This is a genomic window from Opitutus sp. GAS368 (assembly GCF_900104925.1).
Lineage (GTDB): Bacteria > Verrucomicrobiota > Verrucomicrobiia > Opitutales > Opitutaceae > Lacunisphaera.
In genome coordinates this window covers 2771766-2792100 of record NZ_LT629735.1, presented here as the reverse complement: position 1 = coordinate 2792100, position 20335 = coordinate 2771766, and the positions used below count along the sequence as shown (strand labels likewise).

19 protein-coding genes are annotated in these 20335 nt (G+C 66.0%); 5 read left to right on the top strand and 14 right to left on the bottom strand.

Features of this window, described 5'->3' with window-relative positions; translation table 11 throughout:
• Positions 1-91: 91 nt before the first annotated feature.
• Genes BLU29_RS11885 through BLU29_RS11875 form a run of 3 tightly spaced genes read right to left on the bottom strand, consistent with a single transcriptional unit; the run spans position 92 to position 3781 of the window.
• Positions 92-2611: an ABC transporter permease gene (locus BLU29_RS11885; RefSeq protein ID WP_091058156.1), complete on the bottom strand. Its 2520-nt coding sequence runs from the start codon at positions 2609-2611 to the stop codon at positions 92-94.
• Between the two features lie 46 nt (positions 2612-2657).
• Positions 2658-3035, bottom strand: a complete 378-nt coding sequence (locus BLU29_RS11880; protein WP_091058153.1) for a GxxExxY protein — start codon at positions 3033-3035, stop codon at positions 2658-2660.
• A 59-nt stretch (positions 3036-3094) separates the two neighbouring features.
• On the bottom strand, positions 3095-3781 hold the full coding sequence (locus BLU29_RS11875; protein ID WP_091058150.1) for an ABC transporter ATP-binding protein: 687 nt from the start codon (positions 3779-3781) through the stop codon (positions 3095-3097).
• An 11-nt stretch (positions 3782-3792) separates the two neighbouring features.
• On the opposite strand from BLU29_RS11875, the gene BLU29_RS11870 reads away from it, so the two are divergent.
• From BLU29_RS11870 to BLU29_RS11855, 4 genes are read left to right on the top strand one after another with little or no spacing between them, the layout of a single operon-like run.
• Complete coding sequence (locus BLU29_RS11870; RefSeq protein WP_091058147.1) at positions 3793-4446, top strand: arylesterase; 654 nt, start codon at positions 3793-3795, stop codon at positions 4444-4446.
• A 50-nt stretch (positions 4447-4496) separates the two neighbouring features.
• Entirely contained in the window at positions 4497-5456 is a 960-nt protein-coding gene (locus tag BLU29_RS11865; protein ID WP_091058144.1) for a hypothetical protein, read from the top strand.
• A 7-nt stretch (positions 5457-5463) separates the two neighbouring features.
• A complete protein-coding gene (locus BLU29_RS11860) occupies positions 5464-6105 on the top strand; it encodes a methylamine utilization protein (RefSeq protein ID WP_091058142.1) in 642 nt (213 codons plus the stop codon).
• Between the two features lie 4 nt (positions 6106-6109).
• Positions 6110-7870 (top strand): adenylate/guanylate cyclase domain-containing protein, encoded by a 1761-nt coding sequence (locus BLU29_RS11855; protein ID WP_091058139.1) that lies wholly within the window; start codon positions 6110-6112, stop codon positions 7868-7870.
• A gap of 75 nt (positions 7871-7945) precedes the next feature.
• On the opposite strand, the gene BLU29_RS11850 is transcribed toward BLU29_RS11855, so the two are convergent.
• Positions 7946-8377 carry a thioesterase family protein gene (locus BLU29_RS11850; RefSeq protein WP_091058136.1) on the bottom strand — a complete coding sequence of 144 codons (432 nt, stop codon included), beginning with the start codon at positions 8375-8377 and terminating at the stop codon, positions 7946-7948.
• An 88-nt stretch (positions 8378-8465) separates the two neighbouring features.
• Here BLU29_RS11850 and BLU29_RS11845 point away from each other — a divergent pair, with 88 nt between their 5' ends.
• A complete protein-coding gene (locus BLU29_RS11845) occupies positions 8466-9170 on the top strand; it encodes a DUF4412 domain-containing protein (RefSeq protein ID WP_091058135.1) in 705 nt (234 codons plus the stop codon).
• A 164-nt stretch (positions 9171-9334) separates the two neighbouring features.
• Here BLU29_RS11845 and BLU29_RS11840 read toward each other — a convergent pair whose 3' ends face one another.
• The 10 genes from BLU29_RS11840 to BLU29_RS11795 are packed head-to-tail and all read right to left on the bottom strand — an operon-like array spanning position 9335 to position 20325.
• Positions 9335-9985: a cytochrome c gene (locus BLU29_RS11840; RefSeq protein WP_091058132.1), complete on the bottom strand. Its 651-nt coding sequence runs from the start codon at positions 9983-9985 to the stop codon at positions 9335-9337.
• Between the two features lies 1 nt (position 9986).
• Positions 9987-10661 (bottom strand): cbb3-type cytochrome c oxidase subunit II, encoded by a 675-nt coding sequence (locus BLU29_RS11835; RefSeq protein WP_091058129.1) that lies wholly within the window; start codon positions 10659-10661, stop codon positions 9987-9989.
• The gene (locus tag BLU29_RS11830; protein ID WP_091058128.1) at positions 10658-12103 is read right to left on the bottom strand and encodes a cbb3-type cytochrome c oxidase subunit I; all 1446 of its coding nucleotides are present in this window, start codon (positions 12101-12103) and stop codon (positions 10658-10660) included. The genes BLU29_RS11835 and BLU29_RS11830 overlap by 4 nt, the downstream gene beginning before the upstream one ends.
• A gap of 8 nt (positions 12104-12111) precedes the next feature.
• On the bottom strand, positions 12112-12417 hold the full coding sequence (locus tag BLU29_RS11825; RefSeq protein ID WP_091058125.1) for a hypothetical protein: 306 nt from the start codon (positions 12415-12417) through the stop codon (positions 12112-12114).
• A gap of 3 nt (positions 12418-12420) precedes the next feature.
• Positions 12421-13677 carry a hypothetical protein gene (locus BLU29_RS11820; RefSeq protein ID WP_091058122.1) on the bottom strand — a complete coding sequence of 419 codons (1257 nt, stop codon included), beginning with the start codon at positions 13675-13677 and terminating at the stop codon, positions 12421-12423.
• Between the two features lies 1 nt (position 13678).
• Positions 13679-14350 (bottom strand): cytochrome c, encoded by a 672-nt coding sequence (locus BLU29_RS11815; RefSeq protein WP_091058120.1) that lies wholly within the window; start codon positions 14348-14350, stop codon positions 13679-13681.
• 1 nt (position 14351) lies between these two features.
• Complete coding sequence (locus BLU29_RS11810) at positions 14352-14882, bottom strand: DUF3341 domain-containing protein (RefSeq protein WP_091058117.1); 531 nt, start codon at positions 14880-14882, stop codon at positions 14352-14354.
• 9 nt (positions 14883-14891) lie between these two features.
• Complete coding sequence (gene nrfD, locus BLU29_RS11805) at positions 14892-16325, bottom strand: NrfD/PsrC family molybdoenzyme membrane anchor subunit (protein WP_091058115.1); 1434 nt, start codon at positions 16323-16325, stop codon at positions 14892-14894.
• Positions 16325-19672, bottom strand: coding sequence for a TAT-variant-translocated molybdopterin oxidoreductase (locus BLU29_RS11800; protein WP_091058112.1), 3348 nt, complete (start codon positions 19670-19672; stop codon positions 16325-16327). Before BLU29_RS11800 ends, nrfD begins: the two co-directional genes overlap by 1 nt.
• Positions 19672-20325, bottom strand: coding sequence for a cytochrome c3 family protein (locus BLU29_RS11795; RefSeq protein ID WP_091058109.1), 654 nt, complete (start codon positions 20323-20325; stop codon positions 19672-19674). Before BLU29_RS11795 ends, BLU29_RS11800 begins: the two co-directional genes overlap by 1 nt.
• Positions 20326-20335 lie beyond the last annotated feature (10 nt).

Here is a 20335-nt window from a genome sequence, read left to right as displayed (position 1 = left end):
TGACAAGTGACAAGTCCAAACACCGCAAGCGACTTCGATGCATGCACCTCGCGAGCTCTTGATACCTGTTACTTCCCCACTTTCCCGCCGATCAGGTCTCTTCGCGCAGGACGGCGAGCGGCGGATGATTGCTCACTCCGCGGTTGGCGAGCCAGCCCGTAATGATGGTCAGCGCCGTCACCGCCGCCACCGCGCCGGCCAGCAGGGGCAACGGTGGCACCGGGGAGACCTTGAAGAGAAACCTGGCCAGCAGGCCGTTCGCGGCCACCGCCAGCCCGCCGCCGGTCGCGGCGGCCAGCAGGCCGAGCACGGCGTATTCCGCCAACATGATCTGCCGCAGCTGGGTGCGCTGCGCCCCGAGGGTCCGCAGCAACACCGCCTCGCGCACCCGCTGGTGCCGGCCCATCAGCACCGCGCTGACGAGCACCACGAGGCCCGTGATGACTGTGAAACTGGCGAGGAACGAGATCGCCCACGCGATCTTCGTGAAAATCCCGTCGAGCAAACGCAGCACGAAGCCCAGGTCGATCGCCGACACGTTCGCCAGCTCCTTCGCCACCGCGCGCTGCAGGCGCGCCGTGTCCTCGGGACTGCTGGCCTTGGCCGCCGCGGCGAACGTCGCCGGGGCGCTGTCCAGCGGGCCCTGCGGGAACACGAAGAAGAAATTCGTCTGCATGCGCCGCCACTCGACCTGTCGGATGCTGCCGATGACCGCCTTGACCGTCACGCCCTGCACATTAAAGTCCAGTTCGTCGCCGAGCTTCAGCTGCAGGTCCTTCGCGATGCCCTGCTCGACGGAAACGGGCACGCGCGCCGGGCCGTCGGCCGGCACCTGCCCGACGAAGCTGCCTTCGAGCAACTTCTCGGCGTCGTCGAGCGCGGTGCGATAGGTCGAGCGGTATTCGCGGCGCAGCGCCCAATTCGGGAGGCTGCTGGTCTTGTCCGCGGCGATTTCCTCCGCCGTGCGGCCCTTCAGGGCGCTCAGCCGCATCGTGATGATGGGCGAGGTTTTCGTCAGCGGCACGCCCTCGCGCTTGGCGATCGCCACCAGCTGGTCGATCTGGTCGGCCTGCACGTCGAAGAACATCAGGTTCGGCCGGTCCCCGCTGCCCATGCCCTGCAGCTGCTCCAGCAGGCCCGCCCGCACGAGCAGGAGCGTGAGCAGCATGAAGGTGCCGAGGCCGAGCGACATCATGAGCAGCAGCGTCCGGTTGTTGGGCCGGTGCACATTGGCGACCCCCTGCCGCCAGGTATAGGGCAGCCAGCCGGTCCGCAGCCGCCGCGCCAGCCAGATGAGGCCGTGCGCCGCACCGGCGAGGACGGCAAAGCTCACCCCCATCGCCGCGCTGAAGGCGAGTCCGGCCTGCCAGTAACCGGTCTGCAGCGTGGCAAAGCCGAACACCGAACAACCGATCGCCACATAAATCAGCCAGCGCAGCGGGTCGGGGCGACTGTCATCCTCATACCCCGAGCGCAGCACGTGCAACGGCGACACGCGCCGCACCTCGAGCAACGGCAGCAGCGTGAACAACGCGCTCACCCCCACCCCGGCACTCACGCCCTTCAGGACCGCCGACCAGGAAATGGCGAACTCCAGATGGTAGGGCAGGAATTTCTGCAGCAGGAACGGCAGCACGAATTGCAGGCTCAGGCCCAGCCCCGTCCCGAGCGCACTGCCGACCAGGCCCAACCCGAGGCCCTGCACGAGGTAGATCGAGAAACTCGTCCGGGCGCTCGTGCCGAGGCAGCGCAGGATCGCCACGGTCGCCAGCCGCTGGCGGATGAACACGTGCATGGCGCTCGCCACGCCGACCGCGCCGAGGAACAGCGCGAGGAAACCCACGAGGCTCGTGAACGAAAAGACGTTCTGCAACGCGTCGCCGATCTGCTCCTTGCGTTCCTCCGCCGTGGCAAAATTCAGGCGTTCCCCGCGCAGGTCTGCGCGGAGCTTCTTTTCCAGCTCCTTCGCGTCGGTCGCCGGCGGGAGCTTCAGGTAGACGGTGTGTTGCGAGAAACTGCCCTTGCGGAGCAGGTTCGTGGCCTCCAGCGCCGCCTTGGACACCTGCACCCGCGGGGCGAACATCGAGGCGAACGGCGACTGGCCCGGGTATTTCTTCAGTGCACCGACCACCGTGAAGGTGATGCCGCCGAGCTTGATCTCCCCGCCGACCGCGGCCCCGGCCTGGGCCAGGGCCGTCTCCTCGACAATGGCGCTGTGGCCGTCGGCCAGCAGCGCAAAGGCATCCGCGGGCGCCGTCTCCACCTCGCCGTAGAATGGAAACCCGCCTTCCACTGCGGTCAGCTGGACGAGCCGGGGCGAGCCGTTGCCAAAAGTCGCCATGGTGGTGGTGGCGACGCCGGTCGCCAGCTCCCCGCCGGCGGCGCGGAACCGGGCGAGCGCCTTGGCGGAAAAATCCTGCCGAGCCGTGGCCGACAGGTCGGCCCCGAGCAGGCCCTTGGCCTGCGAGTCCACCGCGGCGCGCAGGCTGTCGCCGAGCGAGCTGATGCCGATGAGCGCCGCCACCCCGAGCACGATGGACAGGGAATAAAGCAGCAGGCGGCGCCGGCTCGCCCGCGTGTCCCGCCAGGCCATCTGGAGGATGAAATTCATGCGACAGGATTGCCCACGAAACACACGAAAAGACACGAAGGGCTTTTCATAGCACCATTCGCTCCCATTCCAACTTCGGGTGGTGGCCAAAGTTGATCAACAGACCAAGTCGAAGACCGGTGGCGTTCAGATAATTCAACAGCTGCGCCCGATGTTCGTCGGCCAGTTTCTCAACCGCCTTCAGTTCGACTATGATTTTGTCGTAACAAACAAAATCTGCGACGTAAGACTGGCGGAGGGCATGCCCTTTGTAGCTAAGAGCCAGTGGCCGCTGCGCCGCATAGGCGATCTGTTGTAACCCGAACTCCAGTTCCAGACATTCCTGGAATACCGCTTCCAAAAAACCACTGCCCTTGTCTTTATAAACCTCAAACCCGGCTCCAATTATTCTATAACATTCTTCAGCATAGATCAGGTCTTTCATCTTCGTGTCCTTTCGTGTGTTTCGTGGGCCCTGATTGGTTTTGTCCGTGGTGACACAAGTTAAGTCTTTTCGTCGGAGATCACCGCCCCGCTGCGCAGGCGCATGATGCGCTGGGTCCGGCCGGCCAGCTCGAGGTCATGCGTCACCAGCACCAGCGTCGTGCCGCGCTCGCGGTTGAGGCCGAAGATCAGGTCCACCATCGCGTGCGCCGTGTCGCCGTCGAGGTTGCCGGTCGGCTCGTCGCAGAAGAGGATGCGCGGGCGGTTGATGAAGGCCCGGGCCAGCGCCACGCGCTGCTGCTCGCCGCCGGAAAGCTTCACCGGATAGTGGTCCAGCCGCGCACCCAGACCCACCCGCACCAGCAGGGCCCGCGCCTCGGCCTCGCCGCCGGCCTCGCCGCGCAGCTCGAGCGGCACCAGCACGTTCTCGAGCGCGGTCAGGGTCGGGATGAGCTGGAAATTCTGGAACACGAAACCGACGCACTCGTTGCGGACGCGCGCCCGGCCGTCCTCGTCCAGCCCCCCGATCTCGCGGCCATCGAGGTGCACGCGTCCGCCCGAGGGCTGGTCGAGACCCGCACACAGGCCCAGCAGCGTGGTCTTGCCGCTGCCCGACGGGCCGACAATGGCGCAGCTGCCCCCGGTCGTGAGCTCGAACGACACTTCATGAAGGACCGTCAGCGGGCCGGCCGCGGTCGCGTAGGTCTTGGTCAGGCGCTCGACTTTTAGGATAGTTTGGGCACTCATGAATCCTGCAAATGGGCCTGAACAAGAGTGAATTTCCCCCAAAGGGCAAAAGCCAAACATGGCGGGCGGTCTTTCTTGCCCTGGGGCTGGTCGCGGGCCTGGGGGCGGCGGAAACCAAGACCGTGGTATTTTTTGGCGACAGCCTGACGGCCGGCCTCGGACTGGAATCGCCCGACGAGGCCTTTCCCGCCCTGATCCAGCAGCGCTTGAAGGCAACCGGGCAGTCGTGGCGGGTCGTCAACGCCGGCCTGAGTGGTGAGACGACCGCGGGCGGCCTGCGCCGCTTGGACTGGATTTTGAAGCAGCCGGTGGACATCTTCGTGCTCGAGCTCGGCGGCAACGACGGGCTGCGCGGCATATCCCCGGAATCCTCGCGGGCCAACCTCCAGGCCATGATCACACGCATCCGGGAGCGCCAGCCAAACGTAAAGCTGGTCCTGGCGGGAATGCAGATGCCTGCGAACATGGGTCCTGACTACACCCGCCAGTTCGCCGCCATGTATCCCGATCTCGCCCGCGAGAACCACCTCACCCTCATTCCTTTTCTACTGGAAGGCATCGGCGGCGTGGCCAGCCTGAATCAGGCCGATGGCATCCATCCGACCGCCGCCGGCCACAAAATCGTCGCCGATACCGTCTGGCGCGCCTTGCAGCCGCTGCTATGAACCGAGGCGATCATGTATCAGAATGTAGGGTCGGCGCTTGTCGCCGGACCATGTATTCGCCCGCAGAACGGTCCGCCGACAAGCGGCGACCCTACATTTCAATCCATCAGATCCGTTACGCTATTATCGGATTCATTCTCCTGACCGGCGAAGCCTTCGCCCAAGACCGTGCTCCTGCCGCGAGCTGGCTCGACAATCTGGCGGTGACCGCGACCGGCGCGGCGAACTGGGTGGAAAATCTCAGCCGCACCTCGTTTGCTCCGACGCGCAAGAATGCCGCCACCTACGAACTCGACCTCAGCGCCACCCGGCACCAGCAGCTCGCGCCCGACTGGCTGTTGCACGGCGGCGCCGATGCCAGCTTCTTCACCGCCCCCGACTACGATCTCACTAATAACCTCAAACTCGGTCCGCGGCTGGGGCTGCAGCGCAAGTTCGGTCTCGGCCCGCTCGCGCCCGTGCTCCAGCTCGACACTGCGTTCAGCTACAAGGCGGCGCGGCTGGACGCGGACCGCGGTTGGAGCGCCGAGGCCAGCCTGCGCCTGGCCAAGCGTTTCACGCCCTCGCTCAAGGCCGGCCTCACCGGCCAATGGCTCAAGCATGACGCCCGCAGCGCGACCTTCGATCTCGATCAATACTCCTACTCGGTCGATGCCACGTGGGATATCACCGAGCACTGGAGCCTCAGCGGGAGCGCCGGCCGGCTGAGCGGGAACATCGTCGCCAACGCCGCCTGGTCCGTGTGGGGCCAGGCCATTTACGGCGGCTTTGGGCCGGTGGTGTCGACTTACTACAACTCCCGTCCCTGGGAAGTCACCAACCTCTACGGCAGCGGCTGGGTCTCCTACAACGTGGAGGCGGATGTCGATCTCTGGTCGCTGGCGACCACCTATGCGATTTCCGACCACACGACGGCCGAGTTCCGCTACAGCAGCGCGTTTGTCGTCAATAAAATCGGCATCCGCTACCCGACGGAATCTTGGGGACTTGGCGTGGTTCATCGGTTCTAATCCGCCCATGAGTCTCCGGCTCCTTTTTGCCCTGTCTGCCCTCGCCGTCGCACCGCTGGCCCTGGCCGCTCCGGCGGAGCTCGCGGTGACCGTCAAGGGAACCAAAGGCGAGCCGGTGGCCGATGCCGTCGTATCGTTGATCCCGCTGGACGGCGCGGCGATCCCCCCGCCCGTGACCGCCGGCGAAATCGCCCAGCAGGACCAGGAATTTTCGACCTTCGTGACCGTCGTGCAGGCGGGCGCCAAGATCGTCTTCCCCAACCGCGACAAGGTGCAGCACCATGTCTACTCCCTGTCCAAGGCCAAGAAATTCGAGCTGCCGCTCTACAATCCCGGCCAGGCCGAATCGATCGTCTTCGAGACCGCCGGCCTGGTGACGCTCGGCTGCAACATCCACGACTGGATGCTCGCTTACATCGTCGTGGTGCCGACGCCCTGGTTCGCGAAAACCAATGCCCTGGGCCTGGCCACCGTGGCCGCCCCCGCCGGCCGCTACCGCCTTGAGCTCTGGCATCCGCGTCTCGCCGGCAGCGTCACACAGGAGCTCACCCTGGCCGAGGCGGATGCCACCAAGCGCGAGTTCACGCTGACCCTGAAACCCGACCGCCGCATCCGGCGCGCCGGCGTCACCAAGTCGGGCGGCTACTGATCCCGTGGCTTTCCGCGTCTTCCGCTTCCGCAGCTTCAGCCGGCAGTTGATGCTGCTTCTGGCCGGGTTGATCGCCGTGGTGCAGGTCGCCGTCTACCTGCTCGTGACGCGCGCCAACGAGAGCAACGCCCGCAAGCACATCGAGCAGAACCTGCAGATCGGCGCGAATATCTTCCGGCAAAACCTGAGCGAGCGCATCGATTACCTCGCCGGCAGCGCCAAGATCATGAGCGGCGACTATGCCATCAAACCGCTGCTGATGCAGAGCTCGGTCGACAAGAGCACGCTGCGCTCGGTCCTGCTCAGCTACATCGACCGGGTTAAGGCGCCGGTCATCACCATCTTTTCCCCCGAAGGCGACCTGCTGGCCGGGACCGATGAGGTGCTGGGCACGGAGAACGTCGGGCCCTTCCGCTACCTCATCCGCCAGGCCACCACCGGCGACATGGAGCAGGCCAGCGGTTACTCCTACCTCGGCGGCAAACTGCACGTGCTGGTCGTCGTGCCCCTCTACGCACCCTACCCCAATGTCGGCGCTTGGTTCGGCCTCGCCTACCCGATCGACACCGCCTTCGCCAACGCCATCAAGAAAACAACCCTGCTGGACGTGACCTTCACCTCCAATCCCGACGAGCCGAACCCGCGGGTGCTGTCCACCACGCTCAATCGCGCCATGGCGGAGGCCATCGCCCGGCACGCCACGACCAAGCAGGAGGCCGCCGCCGACAGCGAGATGCTCACCCTGGGCGGCGAGCCCTATGTCACGCTGTTCCAGTCCTGGGATCTGCTCGGCGAAGCCCCTGTTCGTATCGCGTTGCAACGTTCGTTGAACGCCGAGCTGGCCCCGGCCCGCGAACTCGAGAACATCGTGCTGCTCATCTCGCTGGCCGCGCTGGCCGCCGCCACCATCGCCGCGCTGTGGATCGCCCGCGGCGTCAGCCAGCCGCTCCAGCAGCTGGCCGGCCACACCAAGCTGGTCGCCGCCGGCGACTACACCCGGCGCATCGAGCTCCCGCGCGAGGACGAGATCGGCCAGCTGGCCACGGCCTTCAACCACATGACCGCCGGTCTCGCCGAGCGCGACAAGGTGCGCGACCTGCTCGGCAAGGTCGTGTCCCCCGAGATCGCCGCCCAGCTCCTCCAGTCGGACCTCCAACTCGGCGGCGAGGAACGCGAGGTCACCATCCTGTTTTGCGACCTGCGCGACTTCACCACCCTGAGCGAGAAACTGCCGCCCACGGACGTGCTGGCCCTGCTCAACCGCTACCTCGACCGCATGAGCACGATCATCGAACAGCACGGCGGCGTGATCGACAAATACATCGGCGATGCGATCATGGCTCTCTTCGGCGCACCCGTGGCCACGCCTGAGGCGCCCGAGCGGGCGATCGCCGCCGCGCGTGACATGGCCCGGGCCCTGGACCTCCTCAATTGCGAGCTGGACGCGGAAGGCAAGCCCACCCTCGCCTTCGGCATCGGCATCAACACCGCGCGCGTCGTCGCCGGCAACATGGGCTCCAAGACCCGCCTCAACTACACGGTCCTTGGCGACGGCGTGAACCTCGCCTCCCGGTTGGAGGGCCTGACCAAGGACCCGGCTTACGCCACCCCGATCATCGTCAGCGAAGCCACCCTCGCCGCCATGAAGGTGCGGCTGCCGGCCCGCGAACTCGGCGAGGTCAAGGTGAAGGGCAAGGCCCAGGCCGTGAAAATCTTCGCCCTGTCGGCCAAGGGCGAATCGATGCCGCCTTACGGGACTGCTTAATGTAGGATCGGCGCTTGTCGCCGGATCTCCTCTGCGGCTTCCCAATCTGGTCCGCCGACCAGCGGCGACCCTGCATCAAGACCACGCCGCTTCCGAAGCTTCCTGCAACTGCGCCCGGACGTCAGCCGGGATCGGCTGGGCCACCATCCCGCTCCCGGCGTCGCCGGTCACGCACACCGCCGTCACCTCGCCGGTGGCGCACAGCGCCCCGTCCTTCCGAAACTGGAAGACATAGGTCACGGAGCGCGTGGTGAGCTTCTTCACGAAGAGCTTCACGACCACGGTGTCGTTGAAGCGCAGCGGGGCCCGGTAGGCGCAGCTGACATTCACCCGCGGCCAGCCGACCACCTTGCCCGGCACAAAGGAGATCAGCGGCAGGCCCAGTGAGCGGTAGAAGGCGGTCTCGCAGGTTTCCATCCAGCGGAAGAAATTGGCGAAGTGCATGATGCCGGCCATGTCGGTTTCATGAAACTCGACCTGGCGGGTAAGGCTGAACTCGGAGGGCATGGGTAAATGCTCCCTGAAACCACCCCGCCGTGGCAACGCCGTTCAACCGTGACTTGAACCAGGGCAGCGGGCTGTCAGGCTGCGGCCCATGAAACTCCTATCCCGACTTCTCGCCGTGGGCGCGCTGCTCAGCGCCGTCCAGATGTTCGCCGCCGATACCTTCGAGGGCAAGGTCAGCCTCGCGATCACCGCCGACCAGGGCCGCGCCATGAACCTGGACTACTCGCTCAAGGGCCAGAAGATCCGCATGGATATGAACGCCGAGGGCCATGAGGTCGCGACGATCATGGACCTGGGCAAGATGGAGATGCTCATGCTCATGGCGGAGCAGCACATGTATATGGTCATGCCGATGAAGAAACCCATCGAGCAGGCCCTGGAGAAGCAGGGCGCGGGCTCCGCGGACGTCGAGGTCACCGGCAAAACCGAGACCATCCTCGGCTACAAGTGCAACCAGATCCTCGTGAAGGACAAGGGCGCGGTCACCGAGGTGTGGGCCGCGGAAGGCCTCGGCGCCTTCATGGGCCTCGGCGGCGGTGGCGGCGGTATGTTTGGCGGTGGCCGGCGCGGTGGCGGCGCCAATGCCGCCAAGTGGGAGGAGGCCCTCAAGGGCAAGGGCGGCTTTCCGCTGCGGGTGATCTCGCGCGACGCCGCGGGCAAACAGACCTTCAAGATGGAGGCCACCAAGATCGAACCCGGCTCCCTGGGCGATTCGCTATTCAGCCCGCCCGCCGGCTATCAGAAATTCTCGATGCCGGACATGGGCGGCATGTTCAAGCCGGGCGGAGAGTAAGCGTGGCTTGGTGTAGGAGCCTGTTTACAGGCGAGTGTTCCGCATCGCTTGCAAGCAAGCTCCTACAAAATACGGCGGTCATAGACCGCCGCTACAGATTCTCCGCCAAACAAAAGCCGGGCTTTCGCCCGGCTTTTTGTTGTGTTCGTAGTCCTGAAAGAAACTCAGTTGCCGATCTTCTGCAGTTCGGCGGCGGTCCAGTAGCCGCTGCGGCTGGCGGTGTCGGCGCGGACCTTGGCGACGGTCTCGGGCTGCACCTCGGGGGCCTTGTTGCCCCAGGAGGAGCGCACATAGGAAAGCGCGTTGGCAATCTGCTCGTCCTTCAAGGCCGCCCCGAGCGGGGCCATGACGTTGTTGAATTCCTTGCCCTCGACCGTGATCGGGCCGTTGAGGCCGTGGAGCACGATGCGGATGACGCGTTCCTCGTTGCCCTGGGCCCACTCGGAGCCCGCCAGCGGCGGATACTGGCCGGGAACCCCGAGGCCGTTGGCCTGGTGGCAGGTGATGCAGGTGGCGTCGAAGACCTTCTTGCCCAGCTGGGCGCGGGTGAGCGGAACGATCTTGACGGCACCCGGCTTCTCGCGGCTGGCGTGCTCGCTGTAGACGAGCGGGTCGAAGCGGAGCGAATAGTGCGCGAGGTAGATCGAGCCGAAGAAAATGGCCGAGCACATCAGGCCGAGCAGCACGAGCGGCAGCTTGGAATAACCGTCGGTCTTCTCGGGCTTGGTCGTCTGCAGCCGGGCGTGGACCTGCTGGATGCTCTCGTCGCTGGCGCCGGCCTGCTCCGCGCGGAAATTGGAATCGTTCGCGCTCATCTTAGTGGCCGCCCTCCTTGGCGGGTTCATTCCGGCTGCGCTCGGTGGGATAGTCGTAGGTGTCCTTCAAGCTTTGCAGATAGGCCACCAGCGCGACGGCGCGCGACGTGGGCACCACTTCGAGGCCGGGGCCGGGCGAGAACTTGGACGGCAGCGCCAGGGCGTGGGCCGAGGGCTGGCGGCCGGCCAACGGGTGGACGTCGAACAGGAAGGTGTGGGCCGGCATGTTGGTGCCGGCGGCGACCGATTGCGGGGCGTAGAGCAGCTTGTAGAACCACTCGGCGTATTCCTGGGGCGTGGCGTCACCGAGCCGGGCGCCCACATTGCGGAGGTCGGGCCCGAGGCGGTTCTGGCCGATCAGGACGGTGGCGTCGCGGATGTAGTCGCGGGCGTAGCTGCCGCGCTCGCCCCACTTGCGGCCGCCCTCATTGAGATCGTTGCCGAAACCGTGCTGGCGGACCTGCTGGGTGTGGCAGGTGACGCAACCGAGGTCCTGGTAAACGAGGAGGCCCTGGTGGGCCAGACCGGACATCGCCGCCGGATGCAGCGAGTCATCCGCCGGGTCCTTGAACTGGCCGAGGCCGCCGATCTGCCGGTGGGCGGTCAGCAACAGGCCGGTCCAGGAAAGCGCGAGGGTGGCGAAGACGCCGAGGAAAAGGGCCAGTCCGTTTTTCATGCGTGGCCCTCCTTGGCGAGCCCCAGCTCGGGCGGAGGGCGGAACGTGGCGGCCGCGGTGCCCTGCGAATTGAGCGGGCACGCGATCCAGATGAAGTTGAGGAGGAAGGCCACGTGGCCGAGGAGCAACAGGCCCAGCACACCGGTGCGGAAGGCGAACCAGAAGGACATGGCCTTCGTGATCTCGGCAAACGGCACGGCGGCGTCATTGAGCAGCCGGCCCTGGTGCCAGCCGGCGTAGGTCATGCCCACGACCATCAGAATCACGCCGAGCGCGGTGGCGCCGAGGTGCAGCTTGATCAGCGCGGCGGAGCGCCACTCCTTGCCCGTCAGGCGCGGCAGGAGGAAATACGCGGCGCCGAACATCGCGGTGGAGAAGCAGGCGTAGAAGGTCAGCCAGTCGCGCAGGCCGTCCAGCAGGGTGAACTGGACCACCGCGGCGAAGTCGCGCATCGAGAGCGCGAGGTTCATGACCGCGGCGAGCACGAAGCTCACGATGCTGATCAGGATAAAGCGGAGCGTCAGGCTGGCCCGGGCGGCCGCGAAGCGGCCGGACACCGTGCCGAAGAGGTTGATCGCCACGATGACCACGCCGACGACGACCAGCATGTTGGCGACGATGCCCAAGGTCGGGATCCACACCGGCACCGGCGCGCCGATCAGGCGGCTGCCGCCGGCGAAAGCCGAGGTGATGGACAACCACCAGAAGGCCAGCGAGGCCAGGTAGTAGTTGGAGACGGGCTTGCCGAGGATCTTGGGCAGGAAGTAATACGCGGCGGCCAGGGCCATCGGCACGAACCAGAGGTTGTAGAGGCCGTGGGCATACCAGGCATTGACGACGGGCTGGAGCACGCCGCGCACGGGGGCCTGGAAGAGCATCACCTGCGCGATGGCGTAGAGCCAGGGGAACCAGAACGCTGCGCCGAAGAGATACCACTGCGAGGCGTAGACGTTCTCGGTGTTGCGGATGCTGAAGGTGGTGACCGCCCAGACTCCGACGAGCGCGTAGGCCGCGAGCAGGAGGAAACAGACGAAGCGCGGCATCTCGAGCAGCTCGAAGGAGGTCGAGTAGCCGCCAAGGATGCCCAGCACGCCGAGGGTGACGCCGAGGTTCCAGAACTTGGCGGCGATGAAAAGCCAGCCGCCGTGGCGGAGGGTGGTCGCGGACAGGCGGGCCATCAGCCAGAGGCCGAAGGCAAAGGCGGCGTTCATGCCCCAGCCGTAGACCAGGGCGTTCTGCGCGGCGGGCGCGAGCCGGCCGTGGGTGAACCACGCACAGTCGGCCAGGAAGCCCGGCTGATACAGCTGCATGTTCGCGGCCAGCTGCAGCACGCCGCCGAGAATGAGCCAGACCATGGCCGAGGCGAGGAAGACCAGCACCGGCCACTTGGCGGAAGCATCGATCTCGATCTGCTCGGTGCGGTTGTTAGCGGGAGGATTCATCACAAGGCTTACTTCTGGGCGTGGTCACGGACGGTGAGTTCGATGGCGCGCTCGATGGGCAGGCGGACGGTGCCAGCCTTCTGGTCGATCCAGGCGTAGCCCGTGGCGGCGGTGTGCTCCGCCTCCAGCTTGTCGGTGAGCAGCTTCTTGCGCTCGGCCGGGGTCTTGACGCCCTCGACCTTGTCCACGGCGTAGGCGTGCGGGGCGTAGACCTTGCGCGCCAGCCAGCCGAACAGGGCGAAGCAGAGCAGCACGATGACCGTGGTGAACACCGGCGTGCGGTGCGGGAAGGAGAAATTGGAGGAATCGCTCATGGCTTAGTGGGCCGAGGCGGCGCCCGGCTCCGGGGCGGTGGCGTCGTGATGCGTGAGGGACTCGACGATGCGCGGGTCGCGGATCGGGATGAGCTTCGCCGTGGGCAGGCTCCGCAGGTAGGACCAGACGCAGACGCCGCCGACGCCGATGACGGAGGTCAGCACCCACAGCAGGTTGATCGAGAGGAACGGCAGCGGCTCGTCGTGCGCATCCTTCAGGGCGGGCAGCACGTTGTAGCAGAGGTCCACCAGAATGATGAAAGCGACCCAGCCGCTGATGATGGCCGCCGGCTTGCGGTTGGACTTGAAGGGATAATACAGCCACGCCAGGAACGGCACGAAGAAGTGGCCGAACAGGATCAGCATGCCGACATACCACCAGTCGCCGGACTCGCGGATGTTATACCAGAAGGTCTCCTCGGGGACGTTGGCGTTCCAGATCAGGAAGTATTGGGAGAAGGTGACGTAGCCCCAGAACACCACGAAGGCGAAGGCCAGCGCGACGAGCGCGTGGAAGTGGCCGGTGTTGAAGATGCCCTTGTAGTCGCCGCGGGCGTAGAGCCAGCAGGTGATGAACACGGCGAAGGCCAGGCCGCCGCGCACGCAGTTGGCGAAGAACCACACGCCATACATCGTCGAGAACCAGTGATACTCGAGGCTCTTCATCCAGTAGATGGCGGCGAAGGTCAGCGAGAGCGCGGTCAGCACGATGCCGCCGGCCGCGGTGCGCCGGTTCATGAAGGTCCACTTGGCGTCGCCGTCCTGGTCCTGGCTGAACGAGGCCTTGCGCAGGAGCCAGGCGAGCCCGGTCCAGACGGCGAAGAAGCCGAGCGTCATGCCCGTGAACATGTTCAGGTTCAGGAAGCCTGCCTTCTTCAGGTAAAGCGGGTCGGCGCCGACGGTGTGACCGCCGTGGATCGTGTGGCCCAGGTCCATCCACGGCCAGACGAGGCCGGGCTTCACCCACGCGCTGATGAGCAGCGGCAGAAACAGGACGAAGAGCCACTTGAAGGCGGAGATGCCGTGCTCGTATTGGCGGCGGATGACCGTGGACCAGCCGGCGTCGGTCAGGTGATGGATCAGGATCAGGAGCAGCATGCCCACCGAGATGGCGACCCAGTAGGCGACGCCGACGAGGTAGGACAGCGCCACGTGCTGGGCCGGGGAGACGAACAGGCCGAGCGCGGTGACGGCCAGGCCGGCGAGGCCGGCGCCGAGGAATTTGTTCGCCAGGGAGGCGGTGGAAGCGGGGGCGCTCATGTTATTTCAGCCCTCCGCGTTGCTCGAGGGGGACATCATTGATGGAGCCGTGCGCGGCGCGCTGGAGGGCGCGCACATAGGCGACCACGGCCCAGCGGTCGTCGGGCGCCAGCTTGTCGGCGTAGGACATCATCGTGTTCTTGCCGTGGGTGATGGTGTTGAAGATCTCGCCCTCGGGCATGTTGCGGATGCGGTCGTCGTGATAGCTGGGCGTCGTCAGCATGCCGTAGGACTTGGTGATGCCGTTGCCGTCGCCGAGCTGGCCGTGGCAGGGGGCGCAGTAGATCATGAAGCGGCCCTGGCCGCGGAGGACGAAGTCGCGCGTGACCTCGATCCCGGCGGGGAAACCGCGACCGAAGGTGCCGTCCGGCAGCTTGCCGTCATAGTGGAAATCGTCGGCGCGAAGGAAGGCCGGGTCGTCAAAATGAACCCTGCCGTCCTTGTCGTGTTTTTCGATGACATCGCGGCCAAAGGGCACGGTGCCGGCGGGAATCGGGCGGTCGGCGCGGCCGTCGGCGAAGAACTTGGACTCGGCCTGCGGCTTGTATTTGGCCTGGTGGTCCATGTCGGGGAAAACCTCGATCGGCGGCTCCGTCGAGCGCATGCCCCGGAAGCCCATGACGGACAGCAGGAGGACGACCACGAAGGCGAGAGTGTAGTAGGCGTAGCGCATCTTATGATTCCAGCTCCGCGATGTCCTTGCCGCCGGCCTTCACGAGCAGGTCACGGGTGGCCGTGGTGTTGAATTTCGGGTCGTTCGCCTCGATCACGATGTAGAAGCGGTCGTCCATGGCGCGGACGAACTGCGGCGCCTTCATCACCGGGTGGTAATGCATGGGCAGCTTGTTCAGGAAGAACATGCCGAAGATGGTCGCGAAGGCGGTGAAGAGGATGGTGAGTTCGTAGGAGATCGGGAAGGCGAACATCGGGCTGAACAGGGGCTTGCCGCCGACGATCAGCGGGTATTCATAGGCGCCGGTCCACCAGATGAGCGACATGCCGGTGCAGAAGCCGGTGATGCCGCCGGCGAGGGAGAAGCGCGGCACCTTGGAGCGGGGCATGCCCATGGCGGCGTCGAGGCCGTGGATGGGGAACGGCGTGAGCGCGTCCCACTGCGAATAGCCGGCGTCCCGCACCTGCTCGCAGGCATGGTAGAGCTCCGGCGTGGTGTCGAAGGCGGCGATGATGCCGTAGTTCTTGTTCATGGCGGCGCCTCAGTGTTTCGACGATCCGTGGGGATCGGCCGCGGGGATGACCATCTTGATTTCCGACATCGGCATGATGGGCACGAAGCGGATGAACAGCAGGAACAGGAAGGAGAACACGCCGAAGGTGCCGAAGAACGTGAAGATCTCGACGATGGACGGCGAATAGTAGCCCCAGCTCGACGGCAGGAAGTCGCGGGCCAGCGAGGTGACGATGATCACGAAGCGCTCGAACCACATGCCGACGTTGACGAAGATGCAGAGGATCCAGACCAGGGTGGTGTTCTCGCGGACGGACTTGAACCAGAAGAACTGCGGGGTGACCACGTTGCAGGTGATCATGATCCAGTAGGCCCAGGCGTAGTGGCCGAACGCGCGGTTGACGAACGCGAAGCCCTCATACGGGTTCGCGCCATACCACGCGATGAAGAACTCCATCGAGTAGGCGTAGCCCACCATGGTGCCCGTCGCCAGGGTGATCTTGCACATGCAGTCGATGTGATACTGCGTGATCACGTCCTCGAGGCGGTAGATGGCCCGCAGCGGCAGCATGAGCGTGAGCACCATGCCGAAGCCGGAGAAGATGGCGCCCGCGACGAAATACGGCGGGAAGATGGTCGTATGCCAGCCGGGAATCAGCGAGACGGCGAAGTCGAACGACACGATGGTGTGCACGGAGAGCACCAGCGGGGTCGCGATGCCGGCCAGGATGAGGTAGGCCATCTCGTAGTTGCTCCACGCGCGGTTGGAACCGCGCCAGCCCATGGCGAAAAAGCCGTAGATGCGCGCCTTGAAAACGTTGCCGGCGCGGGTAAAGCGGTCGCGCATCGTGCCGAGGTCGGGGATGAGGCCGATATACCAGAAGAGCACGGACACGGTGCCGTAGGTCGAGACCGCGAACACGTCCCACTCCAGCGGCGAGCGGAAGTTCTGCCAGATGCCGTTCGCGTTCGGGAACGGGAACAGGTAGCCTGGCAGCACGGCGAACCAGATGCGGCCGACGTGGAAGACCGGGAAGATCGCGGCGCAGACGACCGCGAAGATCGTCATGGCCTCGGCCGGGCGGTTGATGGACGTGCGCCACTTCTGGCGCAGCAGGCAGAGGATGGCCGAGATGAGCGTGCCGGCGTGGCCGATGCCGATCCAGAACACGAAGTTGACGATGTCCCACGCCCAGTTGACCGGGGTGCGGTGACCCCAGACGCCGACCCCGGTGGCGACCAGGTAGGTCAGACCGGCGACGGTGAACGAGGCGACGAAGGCGGCGACGCCCAGGCACCACCACCACCAGACGGGGGGTTTGCCCTCGACGATGCCGCAGATCTTCTCGGTGATCCAGTGGAAGTCGCGGTGGTGCTCCACCAGCTCGCGGCGCGGAACGAGCGCGGGCTTGACCTCGGCCAGGATCGCCGGGGCGGGTTGATCGGAAGCGGGCGCGCCCATTAGCCGTGCCCTCCGTTCTTGGCCTCGTGCTTCTCAGCTTCGTGGCCCTCGCCGTGCACGGCCCCGTGGGTGCCGCCGTGGCCGTTCTTCGTGTTATACTCGACCCGGCTGAGCGGGAGCGCGGAGTAATCGGGCATGTGCGGGTTCGGATTGCGGAGCTTGCCGAGATAGGTCGTGCGCGGGCGGATGTTCAGATAACCGAGGACGGCGTAGGTCCGGTCCTGCAGCTTGGCGCGCGAGACGGCGCTGTGCTCGTCCTTGATGTTGCCGAAGACAATGGCCTCGACCGGGCACACCTGCTGGCAGGCGGTCTTGATCGTGCCGTCCGGGATCTCGATGTCGCCGCTGGCGCCGGCCTTCCGCTTCTGGGCGATCTTGGCCTGCTGCACGCGCTGGACGCAATAGGTGCACTTTTCCATGACGCCGCGCATGCGCACGGTCACGTCGGGATTCTTCACCATCTTGACCAGCTCCGGCATGTCGCTCTGGTGGCCGAGCGGGCCCATGTAGAGGGCGTCGGTGGCGCGCTTGTTGTAGTCGAAGAAATTGAACCGGCGCACCTTGTAGGGACAGTTGTTCGCGCAGTAGCGGGTGCCGATGCAGCGGTTGTAGGCCATGACGTTGATGCCCTCCTCGTCGTGGACGGTGGCGTTGACCGGACACACGGTCTCGCAGGGCGCGAGTTCGCAATGCTGGCAGGTCATGGGCTGCATCGAGACCTGGGGGTCCTCGGGAAGCCGCTTGTTGCCTTCGGCCCCGAAGGCCTCCGCGTCGATGTGGCCATCGGAGTAGTAGCGGTCGAGGCGGATCCAGTGCATCTCGCGGCCGCGCAGCACCTGGTCCTTGCCGACGATCGGGATGTTGTTCTCCGCCTGGCAGGCCACGACGCAGGCGTTGCAGCCGATGCAGGTGTTGAGATCGATCGACATGCCCCACTGGTGGGTGCCGGTCAGGTCGGGCGTCTCGTAGAGGGAATTGCCGCGCGGGGTCTCGGTGGCCCGGGCGATGGCGAGCCTCTGGCGTTCCTCGGCCGGGAGCTTGGCGAACTGCTCCGGCGTGTAGTCGCCGTAGATGGCGGGCGAGTGCCCCTCCATACCGATGCCGGCGACGAAAGCGGGGTTCTCCTTGAACTCGTCGAGGTTGGCCTCGCGAACGATGTCGCGGCCCTCCATCGACCAGTGTTCCTGCATGTTGGCCAGCAGCATGCGCTCGCCGGTGTCGCGGAGCGTGGCGCCGGTGGCAAAGGCCAGGGCGTCGCTGGTGCGCAACACGTAGGCGCTGAAGCCGGTGTTCGTGCCGATGTGGCCGGAAGCCTTGCGGCCGTAGCCGAGCGGGAGGACGACCGTGTAGTTCGACAGGCCGGGCTGGATGTGCACCGGGCCCCGGATCGTGCGGCCGTTCAGGGTGAGCTCGAAAATGCGGGCGTTTTCCTTGCCCTGGTAGAACTCGGCTTCCTCCTTGCGCGCGACCTGCAGGAGGCTGCCGGCCGGCACGATGCCGAGCTCACTGGCGAGGCGCGGGCTGACGAGGATGGCGTTGTCCCACGAGATCTTCGTCATGGGATCCGGACATTCCTGCAGCCAGCCGTTGTTGGCGAAGCGCCCGTCGTCCATCTTGTGGTCGGTGACGAAGCGGACCTCGAGATTGTCTTTCGACAGGGCGGCAAAGGCGGGGAGCTTGGCGAACGCGGCGCCGGAGCGCTGCACGTCGAAGGCGACGGGAACGACCGGGTAGGCCGAACCCTCGACCAGGCCGTCGTGCAGGAATTTCTCAAAGGCCTTCTGGTCGCCGCCGCGAGTGGCGTGGACCTGCTCGTAGGCCTCGGGCTTGGCTTCGCCGGCGAGGCGGGCGAGCAGCTCGACCTCCATCAGGCCGTTGAAGAGCGGCATGATCATCGGCTGCACCGGCACGATGGTGCCGTCGGCCGTGCGGGCGTCGCCCCACGACTCGAGGTAGTGCGTCGCGGCGAGGTGCGTGCCGGCGAGCGCGGAGGTCTCGTCGTTATAATAACCGAAGCGGATGACGTCCGGCACGGATTTCAGCAGCGCGCCAAAATCGAGGTCGGCGGGCGCGTTGTAGGCCGGGTTGCCGTTGAGGATGAAGAGGGTCTTGACCGAGCCGGCCTTGATGGCCGTGGCGAGCGCCGAGATGGTCGAGGCCGCGGCGGGCTCGATCTCCACGAAATCGATCGTCTGGCCGAGGTTGCCGAGCTTGGCGTTCATCGCGTAGGCGATGACGTGCACCGCCACCGGCTGGTCGGCGCCGGCGACGACGAGCGACTCGCCGCGATGCTCCATGAGATCCTTGGCGCACTGCTCGACCCAGTCGGCGTTGACCTCGAGGCCCTTGGTCAGCGGCTCGAGCATGTTCGACTCCAGCACCTTGCCGCCGATGGCGGCGGCCAGGGCGAGGATGTGGTTGCTCGCGAGGCGCAGGCGGTGGTCCGCCATGCTGCCGGTGAGGGAGAAGCTGCTCTCCGCCACATAGAGGCGGTTCATCGGGTCGGTCGGCTTCGTGACGCGGCGGCCCTTGGCGAACTCGCGGGCGTAGTAGAGCGAACCGGACTCGGCGTGGAAAAAATCGGCGTCGAGCGAGAGGATGCGCCTGGCCTTGGCGAAGCGGTAGAGCGGCTTGACGCTCTTGCCGAACGCGACCTGCGCGGCGGCGACCGGCGGCTCGTCCTGCACGGGCTCGTATTCGGCCCAGATGGCCTTCGGGAACTGTGCCTTCAGCTTCGCCACGAGGCGGGCGCGCGTCGGCGAGGCGGACTCGTCGGCGAGGAACGCCAGGCCCTCGCCGCTGCCGGCGTAGGCCTTGTTGATGCTGGCGAGCAGGTCGTTGACCTGGGTCGGGGAAAGCGTGTCGCCCTTCTTCGTGTGCGCCGTGGCGCGCTCCGGGTCGTAGAGGTCGAGCACCGAGGCCTGCGCGAGGAGCGAGCTGGCGCCGCCATGCGGCAGGTAGCTCGGGTTGCCCTCGAGCTTGGTCGGGCGGCCCTGGTGGGTCTCGGCCAGCAGCGGGAGGGCCGACTTGCGCAGCGGCATCGCGGTGGCGAAATAAAGCGGGAGGCCCGGGACGGTGTATTCGACGGACTTGCCGTAGGGCAGGATGTGCGCCTCGGGGCGGCGGCAGCCGGCGAGGCCGAGGCCGCCGAGCGCGAACGACGCCGCCATCAGCTTCATGAACTGTCGGCGGTCGACCCCCTCGATGGAGGACGCGCCCTCGGGGAATTCGCGGGCCAGGTGCTCCTTGAAGCCGGGCGTCTCGGCCAGCTCGTCGAGGCTGCGCCAGTATTTCGGGCCGGTCGGGGCGGGGCCGGCGGGGGCGGAATGATCAAATTTGCGTTTCATCAGCGGTGGCAGCCGGAGCAGCTCGTCGGCGGTTTAACCTTCCAGTCGTGGACGAACTTCTGGGCGTCCGCCAGTTTGCCCTGAGCGGCGAGCGTTTGGGAATCGAGATTGAAGACATCCTGCGGGTTGCGGATGCGCCCGGCGGGATTGCGGTGGCAGTCGAGGCACCAGCTCATGCTGTGCGACTTGTCCTGGTGGACGACCCGCATCTCGTTGATCTTGCCGTGGCACTCGACGCAGCTGACGCCGCGGTTCACGTGGACCGAGTGGTTGAAATAGACGTAGTCGGGGTTCTGGTGGATCCGGACCCACGGCACGGGCTCGCCGGTCGCATAACTCTGCCGCACGACCTCGAGCAGCGGGCTCGTGGTCTTGATGATGCTGTGGCAGTTCATGCAGGTCTGCGCGGCCGGGAGGCTCGAGGTGGCCGATTTCTCGACGGCCGCGTGGCAGTAGCGGCAGTCGATGCCGAGCTGGCCTGCATGCAGGCTGTGCTCAAACGGGACGGGCTGGACCGGCTGGTAGCCGACGCGCAGGTAGGCCGGCGTGGCGTAATAGGTGATGCCGGCCGCCGCGACGCCGCCAAGGACGCCCAAGAAAATGATGATCTGCAGCGGCAGGGCGTTGGCGGATTTCGGAAAAATCTTCGACATGACGGAAGCC

Excerpts from the sequence above, each read along its gene's own strand:
- BLU29_RS11815 (WP_091058120.1), bottom strand. The coding sequence starts at position 14,350 with ATGCGCTACGCCTACTACACTCTCGCCTTCGTGGTCGTCCTCCTGCTG.
- nrfD (WP_091058115.1), bottom strand. The coding sequence starts at position 16,325 with ATGGGCGCGCCCGCTTCCGATCAACCCGCCCCGGCGATCCTGGCCGAG.
- BLU29_RS11875 (WP_091058150.1), bottom strand. The coding sequence starts at position 3,781 with ATGAGTGCCCAAACTATCCTAAAAGTCGAGCGCCTGACCAAGACCTAC.
- BLU29_RS11825 (WP_091058125.1), bottom strand. The coding sequence starts at position 12,417 with ATGAGCGATTCCTCCAATTTCTCCTTCCCGCACCGCACGCCGGTGTTC.
- BLU29_RS11885 (WP_091058156.1), bottom strand. The coding sequence starts at position 2,611 with ATGAATTTCATCCTCCAGATGGCCTGGCGGGACACGCGGGCGAGCCGG.
- BLU29_RS11845 (WP_091058135.1), top strand. The coding sequence starts at position 8,466 with ATGAAACTCCTATCCCGACTTCTCGCCGTGGGCGCGCTGCTCAGCGCC.
- BLU29_RS11835 (WP_091058129.1), bottom strand. The coding sequence starts at position 10,661 with ATGAAAAACGGACTGGCCCTTTTCCTCGGCGTCTTCGCCACCCTCGCG.
- BLU29_RS11865 (WP_091058144.1), top strand. The coding sequence starts at position 4,497 with ATGTATTCGCCCGCAGAACGGTCCGCCGACAAGCGGCGACCCTACATT.
- BLU29_RS11880 (WP_091058153.1), bottom strand. The coding sequence starts at position 3,035 with ATGAAAGACCTGATCTATGCTGAAGAATGTTATAGAATAATTGGAGCC.
- BLU29_RS11870 (WP_091058147.1), top strand. The coding sequence starts at position 3,793 with ATGGGCCTGAACAAGAGTGAATTTCCCCCAAAGGGCAAAAGCCAAACA.
- BLU29_RS11860 (WP_091058142.1), top strand. The coding sequence starts at position 5,464 with ATGAGTCTCCGGCTCCTTTTTGCCCTGTCTGCCCTCGCCGTCGCACCG.
- BLU29_RS11850 (WP_091058136.1), bottom strand. The coding sequence starts at position 8,377 with ATGCCCTCCGAGTTCAGCCTTACCCGCCAGGTCGAGTTTCATGAAACC.
- BLU29_RS11840 (WP_091058132.1), bottom strand. The coding sequence starts at position 9,985 with ATGAGCGCGAACGATTCCAATTTCCGCGCGGAGCAGGCCGGCGCCAGC.
- BLU29_RS11830 (WP_091058128.1), bottom strand. The coding sequence starts at position 12,103 with ATGAATCCTCCCGCTAACAACCGCACCGAGCAGATCGAGATCGATGCT.
- BLU29_RS11795 (WP_091058109.1), bottom strand. The coding sequence starts at position 20,325 with ATGTCGAAGATTTTTCCGAAATCCGCCAACGCCCTGCCGCTGCAGATC.
- BLU29_RS11820 (WP_091058122.1), bottom strand. The coding sequence starts at position 13,677 with ATGAGCGCCCCCGCTTCCACCGCCTCCCTGGCGAACAAATTCCTCGGC.
- BLU29_RS11800 (WP_091058112.1), bottom strand. The coding sequence starts at position 19,672 with ATGAAACGCAAATTTGATCATTCCGCCCCCGCCGGCCCCGCCCCGACC.
- BLU29_RS11810 (WP_091058117.1), bottom strand. The coding sequence starts at position 14,882 with ATGAACAAGAACTACGGCATCATCGCCGCCTTCGACACCACGCCGGAG.